Origin of the sequence: Streptomyces sp. BE303, from assembly GCF_036290945.1 — a bacterium.
Classification (GTDB): Bacteria; Actinomycetota; Actinomycetes; order Streptomycetales; family Streptomycetaceae; genus Kitasatospora.
Window position 1 is genome coordinate 120,694 of record NZ_JAQYWZ010000468.1, and the last position, 13,610, is coordinate 134,303.

The 13,610-nt window shown below is 73.8% G+C and carries 14 protein-coding genes; 2 read left to right on the top strand and 12 right to left on the bottom strand.

Annotated elements, in window-relative coordinates; genetic code table 11:
• Window positions 1-161 precede the first annotated feature (161 nt).
• The 9 genes from PUR56_RS09230 to PUR56_RS09270 all read right to left on the bottom strand — a co-directional run bounded on the left by PUR56_RS09230 (window position 162) and on the right by PUR56_RS09270 (window position 7,957).
• Entirely contained in the window at window positions 162-794 is a 633-nt protein-coding gene (locus PUR56_RS09230) for a TOPRIM nucleotidyl transferase/hydrolase domain-containing protein (RefSeq protein ID WP_329948515.1), read from the bottom strand.
• A gap of 112 nt (window positions 795-906) precedes the next feature.
• Window positions 907-2,100: an MFS transporter gene (locus PUR56_RS09235; protein WP_329948516.1), complete on the bottom strand. Its 1,194-nt coding sequence runs from the start codon at window positions 2,098-2,100 to the stop codon at window positions 907-909.
• A gap of 179 nt (window positions 2,101-2,279) precedes the next feature.
• Window positions 2,280-2,639: an ArsR/SmtB family transcription factor gene (locus PUR56_RS09240; protein WP_329948517.1), complete on the bottom strand. Its 360-nt coding sequence runs from the start codon at window positions 2,637-2,639 to the stop codon at window positions 2,280-2,282.
• A 91-nt stretch (window positions 2,640-2,730) separates the two neighbouring features.
• Window positions 2,731-3,324, bottom strand: coding sequence for a hypothetical protein (locus PUR56_RS09245; RefSeq protein WP_329948518.1), 594 nt, complete (start codon window positions 3,322-3,324; stop codon window positions 2,731-2,733).
• Complete coding sequence (locus tag PUR56_RS09250) at window positions 3,321-4,637, bottom strand: hypothetical protein (RefSeq protein ID WP_329948519.1); 1,317 nt, start codon at window positions 4,635-4,637, stop codon at window positions 3,321-3,323. Before PUR56_RS09250 ends, PUR56_RS09245 begins: the two co-directional genes overlap by 4 nt.
• Before the next feature lie 66 nt (window positions 4,638-4,703).
• On the bottom strand, window positions 4,704-5,516 hold the full coding sequence (locus tag PUR56_RS09255) for an ATP-binding cassette domain-containing protein (protein WP_329948520.1): 813 nt from the start codon (window positions 5,514-5,516) through the stop codon (window positions 4,704-4,706).
• Window positions 5,517-5,623: 107 nt separating this feature from the next.
• A complete protein-coding gene (locus PUR56_RS09260) occupies window positions 5,624-6,451 on the bottom strand; it encodes a zf-HC2 domain-containing protein (RefSeq protein ID WP_329948521.1) in 828 nt (275 codons plus the stop codon).
• Window positions 6,448-6,978, bottom strand: a complete 531-nt coding sequence (locus PUR56_RS09265) for an RNA polymerase sigma factor (protein ID WP_329948522.1) — start codon at window positions 6,976-6,978, stop codon at window positions 6,448-6,450. Before PUR56_RS09265 ends, PUR56_RS09260 begins: the two co-directional genes overlap by 4 nt.
• Before the next feature lie 196 nt (window positions 6,979-7,174).
• Window positions 7,175-7,957 carry an SCO2400 family protein gene (locus PUR56_RS09270; RefSeq protein WP_443034467.1) on the bottom strand — a complete coding sequence of 261 codons (783 nt, stop codon included), beginning with the start codon at window positions 7,955-7,957 and terminating at the stop codon, window positions 7,175-7,177.
• Window positions 7,958-8,285: 328 nt separating this feature from the next.
• Here PUR56_RS09270 and PUR56_RS09275 point away from each other — a divergent pair, with 328 nt between their 5' ends.
• Window positions 8,286-8,771: a hemerythrin domain-containing protein gene (locus PUR56_RS09275; protein WP_329948524.1), complete on the top strand. Its 486-nt coding sequence runs from the start codon at window positions 8,286-8,288 to the stop codon at window positions 8,769-8,771.
• A 141-nt stretch (window positions 8,772-8,912) separates the two neighbouring features.
• On the top strand, window positions 8,913-9,731 hold the full coding sequence (locus PUR56_RS09280; RefSeq protein ID WP_329948525.1) for a DUF1206 domain-containing protein: 819 nt from the start codon (window positions 8,913-8,915) through the stop codon (window positions 9,729-9,731).
• 107 nt (window positions 9,732-9,838) lie between these two features.
• Here PUR56_RS09280 and PUR56_RS09285 read toward each other — a convergent pair whose 3' ends face one another.
• The 3 genes from PUR56_RS09285 to PUR56_RS09295 all read right to left on the bottom strand — a co-directional run bounded on the left by PUR56_RS09285 (window position 9,839) and on the right by PUR56_RS09295 (window position 13,597).
• Window positions 9,839-11,251 carry a SulP family inorganic anion transporter gene (locus PUR56_RS09285; protein WP_443034468.1) on the bottom strand — a complete coding sequence of 471 codons (1,413 nt, stop codon included), beginning with the start codon at window positions 11,249-11,251 and terminating at the stop codon, window positions 9,839-9,841.
• Between the two features lie 216 nt (window positions 11,252-11,467).
• Window positions 11,468-13,021: a DEAD/DEAH box helicase gene (locus tag PUR56_RS09290; protein WP_329881488.1), complete on the bottom strand. Its 1,554-nt coding sequence runs from the start codon at window positions 13,019-13,021 to the stop codon at window positions 11,468-11,470.
• A 372-nt stretch (window positions 13,022-13,393) separates the two neighbouring features.
• Window positions 13,394-13,597, bottom strand: a complete 204-nt coding sequence (locus tag PUR56_RS09295; protein WP_030918248.1) for a cold-shock protein — start codon at window positions 13,595-13,597, stop codon at window positions 13,394-13,396.
• Window positions 13,598-13,610 lie beyond the last annotated feature (13 nt).

Genomic DNA, 13,610 nt, shown 5'->3' on the forward strand with positions numbered 1-13,610 from the left:
GGTGCGGTCCCGGCACCGCACCGCACCGCACCGCACCGCACCGCACAACCGTTCTCCCCGGTCCGGTGCGGAGGGGCGGCACGGCGGTCCCGCCCGCCGTTGCGCACGAACCCACGGCCACCCGCTGACACGGATCCCCGCAGCGCGCCCCTCCTGCCCGGTCACAGGCAGGCGAGCAGACCCGCGAGGGGCGCGGGTACCTGCCCGAGGTCGACGGCCTCCGCCAGGAGGCGCCCGTAGCGGATCTTGCGGCCCTTCTTCGTACCGAGGAAGCGCCGCATCTGCTGCTCCGGCGGCTCGCCCCGGTGGGCGGGCTGGCGTCCGAAGATCCGCCAGGCCGGGAGATCGCCCTCGACCCGGACGATCTCCTCGATCCGCGCCACACCCAGGGCCCGGATGAGTTCGTCCTCCAGGTCCGCCGAGCACACGAAGAACCCCTCGCGCGGCGCGCGGGACCGATCCAGACCGCGGTCGTAGAAGCCCTGCTCGCCCACGTCGCAGAGGCCGACGAGCCGCAGACCCAGCCCGGGCGGCCCGAGCAGGCCGGCGTAGCGGCCGACGCACATGGCTCCGCCCATGGGGACGGCGCACACGCCCTCGGCGGGCAGGTCCCTACCGCAGCGCGCCGCCAGCGCCTCGACGGCCTCCAGGTCGCTCGGCCCTTCCAGCAGCACCGCGGTCCGCACGCCGAGCCGCGCCGCCAGTTCCCTCGCCGCCGACTCCCGCGCCGGTTCCTCGGGGCCGCCCGCCGCCCAGCCGACGACCGCGTCCCGGAACGCTCTCATGTCCACCACAGGGCGATTCTGCTCCTGCGCACGCGATCGGGCACGGATTTTTCCGCGCACCACGGCCGCCGCACGCTCCCGGCCGTGCTCCACCCGCCCGGCGAGCCCGGCCGCTTCGGGATCACGTACGACCTCGGGAACGACCGGCACGGCCCGGGCCTGCCGCAACGGCCGGCCCGAGGCGCCGCCGCAGCAGGACGGCGGCCAGCGCGACGAGGGCGAACGCCGCTCCGGCCCACGGCAGCCGGTGCGCGCCCAGCGAGGACACCACGAGCCCGCCCGCCGCGCTGCCGAGGGTGATCCCGAGGTTGGAGAAGGAGATGAAGAGGCTGTTGCCGAACTCGGGCCCGTCCTGGGCGTCCCGGGCCAGCCAGCTCTGGCTGACGACGAGTCCGCCCGAGTGCACCGCCCCCCAGAGCAGCACGCCGACGGCCATCGGCACGGTCCACGGTCCGACCACGTAGACCACGGCGTAGACGAGTACGTAGAGCACCGGGAAGGCGGTCACCGTGCGGACCGGGTCGCGTTCCAGCATCCGGCCGAAGAGGAGGTTCCCGGCGACCATCACGATCCCGAACGCCATCAGTGCGGTGCCGACCTGGGAGCCGCTCAGCCGGGTGACCTGCTCCAGGTATTCGGCGAAGTACCCGTAGACCGAGAACATCGCCGCGAACACGGCCACGACGGCCAGCACCGCCAGCCAGAGCCGGGGGCGCCGCAGGATCAGCAACTGGTCTCCGTAGGAGAGGCGTTCCTCCGACCGCATGGACGGGAAGAGGGCCAGCACGCCGAGGAGGGCGAGGAGGTTGACACCCGCACCGAACCAGAACGCGGCGGCGAGGGACAGGTGTTCGGCGAGGTAGGAGGTGAGCGGCACCCCGAAGGCGAACCCGACCGTGACGCCGGCGAAGACGGTCGTCGCGGCCCGGGTGGCCCGCTGCGCCGGGACGAGCCGGGCCGCGGCGGTGAGCGCGACCGAGAAGAACACCGGGTGGAACACCGCCGGGATCACCCGGAAGACGAACATCACCTCGAACCGGTCGGTCAGCGCGTAGACGGCGTTGGAGACGGTGAACACGGCGAGCGCGGTCGCCAGGACCGTCTTGCGGGGGACGGCGGAGGCCAGGAGGGTCGTGAACGGCCCGGTGGCGGCGACCACGAGCGCGAAGACGCCGACCAGCCATCCGGCCGTGGACGGCGCGACGCCCAACTCCTCGGATATGCGGGGCAGGACGCCGACGACGCCCATCTCCGTGGTGATGATCCCGAACACCCCCAGGGCGAGGGTCAGGACGACGAGACCGGTCTTTCGCATGGCAGCCTTTCGCGCCCGGCCCCCGGAGGACGGCTCACCGCCGGCCCGCAGCCCCGTGAGACCGAGCTACAAATCTAGATAATTAGATGGATGATGTCGAAAAAAAGGCCCGCAGGGCGGCCCGGCGCCGCGAGGCGCCGGGCCGGCCGACAAGGCCCCCGCGGCCCGCCCGAGAAGCCTCAGAGCTCGTCGCGGACGTAGGCGGCGAACGCCGCGATCGTTTCCTCGTTGCGCCGGTAGAAGGTCCACTTGCCGACGCGTTCCGACACGAGCAGCCCGGCGTCCCGCAGGATCTGCAGGTAGCCGGAGACGACCGACTGGGCCAGTCCCGACTGCTCCCGGATGTCCGTCACGCACACGCCGATGTGGAACCCCACACCGCGCTCACGGTAGTAGTCCTCGTCGAAGTAGCGCTCGGGCGTCTTCAGCCAGCGCAGGAAGTCCGCGCGCGCCGGGTTCGCGAGCGCCTTGTGAACGGCCAGCGGATCCACCGCCCCACACTCCCTCCGCACGACGACTACGACGGCCCCGTAAGACATATCTAATATTCTCGATACGAAGAAACGTGTCAAGCCCGGCCGGCGGGCCTCCGGGGGCGCGCGGCGCCTCCGGAGGACCGGCGCACCCCGTTCACCAGCGGCTGCCCCGCCAGGTGTAGGCGGCGGCGCCCACGACCGTCAGCGCGACGGCCACCGTCGTGGAGATGACGGTGCGGGGGTCCTGCACCATCCAGGTCAGCACCTGCCCGCCGGGGGAGTTCCGGGACCCCACCGTCAGCATGACCAGGGCCCAGCCGACCGGCGGGGCCCAGGCCGCGTGCGCCCCCAGCAGCACCGCGGCGAGAGCGGTCACCGCGCTCAGGGCCAGACCGGCCAGCACGAGGTTGCCGAGCGGCACGGCGTGCGTCCGCTCTCCGGCGATCGGACGGACCGCGATCAGCAGGCCGAGGAGGACCGCGCCCAGCAGCGCCAGGTGGAGGAAGCGGATCAGCCGCCAGGGGACGGGCGTCCCGCGCTCCAGTTCCTCGTCCGGGCCGGAGAGCGTCCGGGAGATCGCCGCGACGCCCAGCACCAGGGCGGTCAGACCGATCGTCCGGGACATGCCCGGATCGTCGAGCCGGAATCCGGCCCAGGAGACGCCGGCTGCGGCGAGGAAGACCAGGACGGTCACCGGGATCGCCCGGCTGCGCAAATGCAGCACGAGGCCACGCAGACCCGGGGTCACCGGCCCGCCTCCCGACCCATGACGACGGCCAGCGGGTCCCCGCAGGTCAGCCCGGCCCTGCGGCCGTCCCCGATCCGCCGGCGGCGCTCCTCGATCGGCAGCGCGCGCAGCGTGTCGTAGGCCTGGCGGGCGGCGGGGCTCAGCTTGTCGGTGGGGGTGTCCAGGAGCGCCGCGGTGATCGCACCGGAGGCGTCGAACGCACGGCGCTGCTCCTCCTGCCCGTCGAAGCAGCCCGGGTCGACGGTGGCTTCCTGGGCCACGATCGAGAGGACCGCGTCAGGTTCCCACCGGATGCCGCCCTCCCTGGTCCGGTACGGAAGCGCGACCCTGACCGTGTCGAGATCGGCACCGGCCGTCGGCCTGCCGTCGTCGAACATCCAGCTCACCTGGTCCTCCTGCACCCGCTTCGGGCCGCCGGGCACCTCGGCGAAGGCTTCGAGCACCTTCCGCGCGGGCGCGATGAGGTCCTGCAGGGCCCTGCTGTGCACCTGGGTGACACAGATCCGGTCGTCACCCGGTGCGCAGACCAGGGCGGTGGCCGCCGGGGCGGGGACGATCGCGCCCGACGGCGCCAGTACCGCTCCGAGGGCCACCCCGGCCACGGCCGGCGCCAGGGCGAGGGCCCGGGCGCGCGAGGTGACCGCGACGGCCAGCAGCACGCCGGTGGCCCCGAGGCCGGCGAACCAGACGCCCTGGGCCACCGAGAAGGCGGGCAGCACCCGGTGGAAGTCGTCCGTGACCGGCAGCATCGGCAGCACGGTGTCCACCAGGCGGTTGGCCGGGCGGCCGTCCCGCACCTGAGCGAACGTCAGGGCCAGGAACAGCAGCACCGCGCCCAGCGGCGCCGCGACCGGCGCGGGCGCCACCCGACCGACACCCAGCCCGACCAGGGTGACGGCGACGGCGGCGAGCAGTCCCACCGCGAGGCCGAGCGGCCACTCGCCGCCGTCGAAGGTCGCGTTCCCGGCGACCACGACCGCCGCCCATCCCACCACCGCCGCCACGGCGAGCACCGCCGTACCGGCGAACACCAGGAAGGCGGGCAGCAGACGGACCCGGTGCGGCCGCGGCGTGGCGGCGAACAGCTCGGAGACCTCGGCGCGCCGCTCCCGCCCGCCGTGCCAGATCGCGGCGGCCAGCACCACCGGCAGCACGATCCAGGCCGTCCCCCGCATCGAGTGGACCAGGGGCGTCCAACTGGCCGCCCACTGCTGGACGTCCATCCAGAGGAAGACACGGGTCAGGGCGGCCACCACCAGGAACAGCAGCAGGGCGATCGAGCGCTTCGCCTCCAGGCGCAGCATGCGGAACATCACGGACTCCGATTCGTCGGGGATCAGGGCGGGCAGGGGTGTCGGACGGTGGTCGTGCCGCGTCGCCTATCCCCCGGCCCCGACCTTCCCCTCCCGGTGCCGGCGCAGGAGGGCGGAGTAGCCTCGCTCGATCTCGCTGTCGCCCGGGTCCGCGTCGGTGCCCGCGGCGCGGAGCCGGTCGACGTCGCCCGCGAAGACCGTGCCGCCCTCGTACATCAGCACGACACCGGCGCAGGCGGCGCCGATGTCCTCGACGAGGTGCGTGGAGACCAGGACGCAGGACTGTGCGCCGATGTCGCGCAGCAGGGCACGGAACTCCATGCGCTGGGCCGGGTCCAGGCCGACGGTCGGCTCGTCGAGCAGCAGGATGTCGGGGTCGTTGACGATCGCCTGGGCGATGCCGGCCCGGCGCAGCATGCCGCCGGAGAGCGACCCCATGCGGTCGTCGGCCCGGCCGGTCAGGTCCACGCGGTCGATGGCGTGCTGCACCGCGTCGGCGGTCCGCCGGCTCGGCACCTCCTTGAGCCAGGCCATGTACTCGACGAACTCCCTGACGGTGAAACGCCGGTAGTGTCCGAAGGCCTGCGGCAGGTAGCCCAACCGGCGGCGGAGTTCACGCAGTTCGCCCCGGGTGCGACGCGCGCTGCCCAGGAGCTCCAGCTCGCCGCCGTGCGGGGTCAGGACGGTGGCGAGCGTGCGGATCAGGGTGGTCTTGCCCGCCCCGTTGGGGCCGAGCAGGCCGTGCACGCCGACGCCCAATTTCAGGTCGACCCCGTCGACGGCGGAGCGGCGGCCCCGCCGGACGGTCAGCGCGTGGGCCTGGATGTGATGGGCGTAGCCGGTGGGCGCGATCTCGCTCGCGATGCCGGTTCCGGGCATGGTCGTGTCTCCTCGCGGTGCGGGTGAAGGGGGTACGGGTGACGGGCGCCGCGCGCCACGTGCAGGGCCGCGCGGAACGGGCGCCGCGCGGAACGGCGTTGCGGTGTTCAGCGCTGGCGCGCGCGGGCCTCGCGGGGGTGCAGGTAGGCCCTGTGGCAGAGGACCACGGCGACACCCAGGACAGCGGTCGCGGCCGCCCATCCCGGGGCCGCGGACTCCTGCAGGTAGAACGGGACGGTCTTGCCGTCGACGGCGGGGACGACCACGAACAGGGCCCATCCGGCGCCCAGCCCGGTGGTGGCGCGCTGGATTCCCACCAGGCTGCCCAGCGCCAGGCCCGCACACGTCAACGCGAGGGCCGGCAACAGGACCAGCGCGGACGCGGCGCCGGTGATCCCGCCGGCGACCGCCAGCGCCGGGATGACGAGGGTCAGCACGGCCAGGGTCCGCCGCAGGACCAGACCGAGCCCCGACCGGGGCGTCGTGGCGATCAGCTCGTGGACCGGATCGGAGTGCGGGCCCCAGCTCAGCGCCACGCCCAGCAGCGGCATCACCGGCGCGAGCAGGAGCAGGGTCGGCGAGTCCCGCAGGACGGCCGACGACAGCACCAGGGCGCCGAGGACGACGAGGACGACCGCCGCCACCCACGGCCCGAGCGCCGGCGCCGCCCACCGGGCCAGTTCGCTCCGCACCCGTCGCCACCGGCGCCGGCGCACCGGCGTCAGGGTCGCCGTCAGGCGCTCGCGCACCTGCGCCATCAGCAGGGTGTCGGCCGGACGGTGGGCGAGGGACACCTCCCTCAACACGGCCTGGCAGACGGCGCACCGCTCCAGGTGGGCCTCCAGCGTCCACAGCGCACCCGCACTGGGCCCGGTCGGGGCGCCGGGGTCCAGTACGTAGCTCACCAGCAGCTCGCGGGGGACGTGCGCAGTCATGACAGGGCCTTTCGCATGTCGAGGCGGGCACGGCGGGCACGGGTCTTGACGGTGCCCTCGGGGATCCGCAGCAGCTCGGACGTCTCGCGGACCGTCAGCCCGTCGAGCACCATCGCGGTCAGGACCTGGTGCAGCTCGGGAGCCAGCCGGTCCAGCGCCGCACCCAGGTCGCCCCCGATCTCGGCGTCCAGCACCTCGTGCTCGGCCGAGGGCGCCGGGCCCGGGGCGGCGGTCGCCGGCGGGAGGGTGCTGTGCCGGCCGCGTACGCGGAAGGCGTCCACCAGCCGGCGGGCGGCGATCGTCCACAGCCAGCCGCCGGCCTCCTCGCCGCGCATGCTGTCGGCGAAGGGCCCGGCCGCCCGCCACACCGCCATGTACGTCTCCTGCAGGACCTCGGCGACGATCTCGTCGTCCGCGCAGCGCCGACGCAGCCGCGCCGTCAACCACGGGGCGCTGCGCCGGTACAGCTCGTCGAAGGCCGCCGTGTCCCCGCAGGAGATCCGTCGGACCAGCTGGGCCTCGGTCATCGAGGCCGGTGAACGTTTCACGTCCTGGTCTGACGGAGCACGGCGGCTCCCGGTTTTCCTCGGCGGCGTGATCCACGTCACAGCACCGGATCGCGCCGGTCCGGGCGGCGGGGAGGCGGGCTCCGGACCGGTGTCGGCCACCGCAGTCACCCGCTGCGGCCCCCGGCGTCCTGCCCCTGCCCCTGCCGGGACGTCCTCAGGTGCACCAGAAGAGGAACGGCGTGCAGGTGCGGGTCGGCTGCGGGGCGGGTGTGGCCGTCGGCGGCGTCGGGGGCGAGGACGGCGGGCTCGTGACGGGAGGCGGGGTGGTCACCGGGGTCACGGGGGTCGCCGGAGCCGTCGGGGGCGTGCCCGGTACCGACGGTCCCGGCGCCGCCGGACTCGGGCCGACCGGGTCGGGCCCGCGGGTGGTCGCCGACACCGCCGGAGCGCCGCCCCGGGGCGCCGAGGACGGGGCCGCGGTCGGGGCGGAGGCGGACGCGGAGAGGGGGGCGGTGGGTGATGCGGCGGCGGAGGGCGGGCGGCTGCCGGAGCGCTGCGGGGTGGGCGGCCCCTGCGCCCCGGTCGCGGACGGCGGCGCGCCGGACACCGTCGGCTGCGGGGTCGGGACGTGCTGCGGCACGGTGGCCACCGGCTGTTCGGCCGCCGGTTCGGGCGGCACCCCCTCCGAGCCGTTCGCCGCCAGCGTCACGGCTCCCAGCCCCACGACGGCCAGGCCGACCACGGACACCACGATCCGCCCCGGCCGTCGCCGTATCCGCCGCGGGTTCGCGCGACCTCCGGTCCGGCCGACGGTCCGACCGTCGCCGCGCCCGGCCGGCAGCGGCACCGGCCCCGGCACGCCGGGCTGCGGGTGCGTCACCGCCGCGGCGTCCGCCGGTCGGTACGCCACCGGCTCCGGACCGGTCGCCGGCGCCCCGCAGCCGGGGCAGGCCAGAGCGCCGTTCAGATGGCGTCGGCAGGGTGCGCAGTAGTCCATGTGGTCTTCCCGTGGTGCCGGGCGGCCGGCTCGCGCCGGTCCTCGTCCGTCGCCGCCGGCCCCGCGCACTTCGTCGTGCACATGCGGAGCCTAGGCAGCCCGGCTGTGGGGGTTCCACACCGTGCTGTGAGTTTTCTGGAGAGATGCCGTGTGCCGGCCGCCCCGGGCCCTGCGGCGGACACGCCGTCACCCGGGCACCGGGGACCTGACCGTGTCCCGGATCCTGCTTGCCGTACCGGCGCGTCGCGTGGTCGGATGGCCGGGCATCGCGTGCCGGTGACGGACTGCGTCAGGCATGGAGGTGCGGAACCGAAGGGGACCGCCGACCTTGGCCTCCCAGGATCGCGACCGTGCGGCCGCGCTGAGCCTGCAGCTCGCACGAGCACATGAGGAACTGCGCCGCCTGATCACCGGGATCAGGACGGATCTCGGGCACCGCCGCCTGAGCGACGACACACTCGTCACCCACTGCCTGGCCTTCTGCGCCGCCCTGGAGTCGCACCACCGCGGCGAGGACGACGGGATGTTCTCCCATCTGCTGCGGGAACGCCCCGATCTCGCGCCGACGGTCGCGAAGCTCGTCGAGGACCACGGGATGATCTCCTCGATCCTGTCCCGCGTCGGTGAACTCGCGCACCGGGCCACCGAATCGCGGGGCCCTGCCCTCGACGCGATCGGGCGCGAGCTCGACGGTCTGGCGGCCGTCATGGAGTCCCACTTCGGCTACGAGGAACGGGCGATCAGCGAGGCGCTCGACAGGTCCGGACCGGCTGCCGACTGGCCCGACGGGGTCTTCCGGTTCGGTACGGCGTGAGCCGGCGCACCGCCGCCCCGCCGACGCCGTTCCCCGCCCTCCGCACGCCCGGCGCCCGGCGGGGCGACTACCTGCGGCCGACGCGGGCACACGCTCTCCCGGGCGGGCGCAGGGCGCGCCCCGGACGAAGGGGGAGTCGCCGTGTCCACTGCCACGCAGACCCGGCAGCACCGTGGGGATTCCGCGGACCGACTGCTACGCCTGGCCGGCCGGGGAGGGTTCACCGCCCGCGGCCTCGTCTACGTCGTGGTCGGCTACCTCGCCCTGCGGATCGCCCTGCTGGGCGGCGGCTCGGAGGAGGCCGACCGCCAGGGCGCGCTCCGGCAGATCGCGGACCAGCCCTTCGGCCGCACGCTGCTGTGGCTGCTGGCCGTGGGCTTCGGATGCATGACGATCTGGCGCGCCTCGGCCGCCGCCTTCGGTGAGCGGGGCCGCAAGAAGACCACCAGCAGGCTGCTCAACACCGGGCGCGCGGCGTTCTACGCGTCGGTCTGCTGGGGAACCGCGGCGTTCGCCGCCGGGTCCGGGGGCGGGTCCGACAGCGACAGTGCGTCCAAGGACTGGACGGCCACCGTGCTGGGCCGGACCGGTGGCCGGTTCCTGGTCTCGGCCGCCGGTCTGGTCCTGATCGGGGTCGGAGTCGGAATCGCCGCCCGGGCGGCCCTGCGGAAGTTCCTGCGCAAGATGGACACGGCCGCCATGGGGCGGCGAACCCGCGCCGCGGTCACGGCCGGCGGGATCGCCGGCAACGTCGCCCGCGGCGTGGTGTTCGTCGGCGTCGGCGTCCACACCCTGATCGCGGCCGTCCGCTTCGACCCGGCGCAGGCCAAGGGCGTCGACGACACCCTGCGCTCCTTCGCGGCCACGCCGGTCGGCCCGTGGCTGCTGGCGGTCCTGGCCCTGGGGTTGCTGCTGTTCGGCGTCTTCTCCCTCGCCTCCGTCCGCTGGCGACGCTTCTGACGCCTGCTGCCGAGCGTCACGGGCAGGCCGAACACCCACCGCCCGCGGGCGTCCGCCGCGTCGCCCGGAGCCGGCACCGGTGCGGGTGCGGGTGCGGGTGCGGGCCCTCAGTGGCTGGTGAGTTCACCGCTGAGGGTCCGGTGGAGCCGCGCGCTGGACTGGTTGAGGCCGACGATCTCGACCGTCTTCCCGTGCTTGGCGTACTTGGCCTCGACGGCGTCCAGGGCGGCCACGGAGGAGGCGTCCCAGATGTGCGCGGCCGAGAGGTCGATGACGACCCTGGCCGGGTCGTTCACGTAGTCGAACCGGCCCGCGAGCTCGTTGCTGGAGGCGAAGAACAGCTCGCCGGTCACCGCGTACACCACCTCGCCGCCCTCGGGGTCGGTGACGGCCGTGACATCGGCGAGACGGGCGACGCGCTTCGCGAAGATGACCACGGCCGTCACCGAGCCGACGGCGACACCGACCGCGAGGTTGCCGGTCGCGACGACCACCGCGACCGTGATCACCATGACGGTGATCTCTCCGGCGGGCATCCGCTTCAGCGTCCTCGGGGCCACGGAGTGCCAGTCGAAGGTCGCGAAGCAGACCATCACCATGACGGCGACCAGGGCGGCCATCGGGATGTCCGACACCACGGGGCCGAACACGATGCACAGCACCATCAGGAACACGCCCGCCAGGAAGGTCGACAGGCGGGTCCGGGCGCCGGACACCTTCACGTTGATCATGGTCTGGCCGATCATCGCGCAACCACCCATGCCGCCGAAGAACCCGGTGACGATGTTCGCGACGCCCTGGCCGATCGACTCGCGCGTCTTGGAGGAGCGGGTGTCGGTGATCTCGTCGACGAGCTTGGCGGTCATCAGCGACTCCATCAGCCCGACCAGCGCCATCGCGACGGCGTAGGGGGCGACGGTGGTCAGCGTGTCCAGGGTGAACGGCACGTCCGGCAGGCCGGGGACGGGAAGGGAGGACGGCAGGTCGCCCTTGTCCCCCACGGTCGGTACCGCGATGCCGGCCGCCACCGTGATCGCGGTGAGGACGACGATGGCCACCAGCGGCGCCGGGACCGCCTTGGTGACCTTCGGGAGGAACACCATCAGCCCGAGGCCGCCGACGAGCAACGGGTAGACCGCCCACGGCACGTCGTGCATCTCGGGGACCTGGGTGAGGAAGATCAGGACGGCCAGGGCGTTGACGAAGCCGACCATGACCGAGCGCGGGACGAAGCGCATCAGCTTCGCCACCCCCAGCGCGCCCAGCGCGATCTGGACGACGCCGCCGAGGATGACCGCGGCGACCAGATGGCCGAGGCCGTGCTCGCGGTTCAGCGGGGCTATCACCAGGGCGACGGCGCCGGTGGCGGCGGAGATCATCGCCGCCCGGCCGCCGACCACCGAGATCACCACCGCCATGGTGAAGGAGGCGAACAGGCCGATCTTCGGGTCGACACCGGCGATGATCGAGAACGAGATGGCCTCGGGGATCAGCGCGAGCGCGACCACCAGACCGGCCATCGCCTCGGTGCGGAGGACCTTCGCCGACAGCCCGGTCGGGAAGGGGACGCGTGAACGCGGGGCGGCGGGCGGGGAAGTCTGCAAGACGGAGTGGACCTGTCGTACTCGGGCGCGACCGGCGGTGCACGCAAGAAGGGGATCGCGGGAGCCCGGGCGACCGTCGTCCGTCCGGCGCGGGAACCGCCGTGGCGGACCCCGCGCCTTCGGCCGTTCCGCCTACGCGGCCAGGGCGATGCGCCTCGGCGACCGCCGACGGGCACCCGTGGTGCTCTGCGGGCTGCGCCCGGTCTCGCCGGAGCGGCCACGGCGCTCGCCACCGCCCGCGTAGGCCCTGCGGCGGGGGCGCTCGACGACGGGGTCGGGGATCACCACGGGCACCCCGGTGGGCACCCGGGCCCCGGTGATGCGGGCGAGCTCCTCGTCGCCGGGGTGGACCCGGGTGGAGGTGGGGGTGATGCCGGCGGTGGCCATCAGACGGGTCATCTCACGGCGCTGGTTGGGCAGCACCAGCGTGACGACGGTGCCGGACTCCCCCGCGCGGGCGGTGCGTCCGCCCCGGTGCAGGTAGTCCTTGTGGTCGGCCGGCGGGTCCAGGTTGACGACCAGGTCGAGCCCGTCGACGTGGATGCCGCGGGCGGCGACGTTGGTCGCGATCAGCGCCGTCACCTGGCCGGAGCGGAACTGCTCCAGGGTCCGGGTGCGCTGCGGCTGGGACTTGCCCCCGTGCAGGGCCGCGGCCTTCACGCCGTTCGCGAGGAGGTCCTCCACCAGGCGGTCCGCACCGTGCTTGGTGTCGGTGAACATGATCACGCCGCCCTCGCGGGAGGCGATGTGCGCGATCGTGGCGTTCTTGTCGAAGTTCTGCACATGCAGCACGTGGTGCTCCATGGTGCTGACCGCGGCCGCGGACGGGTCCACCGAATGGGTGACCGGGTCGTTGAGGAAGCGACGCACCAGCCGGTCCACGTTGCGGTCCAGGGTCGCGGAGAACAGCATCGTCTGGCAGCCCTCGGCGACCTGCTCCAGCAACTCGGTGACCTGCGGCAGGAAGCCCATGTCGGCCATCTGGTCGGCCTCGTCGAGCACCGCGACACCGACCCCGTCCAACTGGCAGTCGCCACGCTGGATCAGGTCCTTGAGCCGACCGGGGGTGGCCACCACGACCTCCGCCCCGCGGTTCAGCGTCTGCGCCTGACGGCCGATCGACATCCCGCCCACCGCGGTCGCCATCCGCAGTCGCACCGCGTGGGCGTACGGGGTGAGCGCCTCGGTGACCTGCTGAGCGAGCTCACGGGTGGGGACCAGCACCAGCGCCAGCGGGCGGCGCGGCTCGGCCCGCTGCCCCGCGATGTTGGCCAGTACGGCGAGACCGAACGCGATGGTCTTGCCCGAACCCGTCCGACCGCGGCCGAGGACGTCGCGCCCCGCCAGCGAGTTCGGCAGCGTGGCGGCCTGGATCGGGAACGGCGAGGTGACGCCCCGGCGGGTCAGCGTCGCCAGCAGCGCGTTCGGCATGTCCAGTTCGTCGAACGACTCGACGGCCGGAAGCGCCGGGGTGACGGTGACGGGCATGGCGAATTCACCCTGCGGAGTGGAATTCTGACGACCCCTCCCGCCGGAGGGGCGCCGCCCGCCACCCGAGCGGGAGCCCGAGCCGGAGGCGAAGCCGCCACCCGAGCGCGAGCCCGAGCCGGCGCGGGAGCCGGCGCCGAAGCCGCCTCCGGAGCGGGAGTTGGCGTTCTGGTAGGAGGAACGACTGGAACGGTTCATGCGGAAACCTTCCTCAGGAGCGGCGCGCTTCGAGGAAGGTCCGCAGCGCGGGGCGCCGGCGGAGACCACAAAAAACGAGCCAGAAAGTGTGACGGGCGGAGCGTGGACGGCGAAGCCGTGCGGCACGTCACCCGTGGTCGGCGCTCACCGCAGAGGGCGGGAACGCGGAACCTCGAACCGTGAGCTGTCACGGTCGGGCGCCGATCCGGACGCGGCGCAGTGCGTCTCGCGTGGGAGCGGCCGCCGGTGGCGGAACCGGGGAGCCGGGGAGCCCGGGCGGCCGGGGTCGTTCAGGGAAAAGCCGAGGGGCCCGCACCGGGCATGTACGCGGTGCGGGCCCCTCGCCGCCGGGCGGGTGCCGTGGCGGAAGAACTACAGCGGGCGAATGTTCTCGGCCTGCGGGCCCTTCTGGCCCTGCGTGACGTCGAACTCGACCTTCTGGCCCTCGAGCAGCTCACGGAAGCCGTTGGCGTTGATGTTCGAGTAGTGGGCGAAGACGTCCGGGCCGCCACCCTCCTGCTCGATGAAGCCGAAGCCCTTTTCCGCGTTGAACCACTTCACGGTGCCATTAGCCATAAAAAAAATCTCC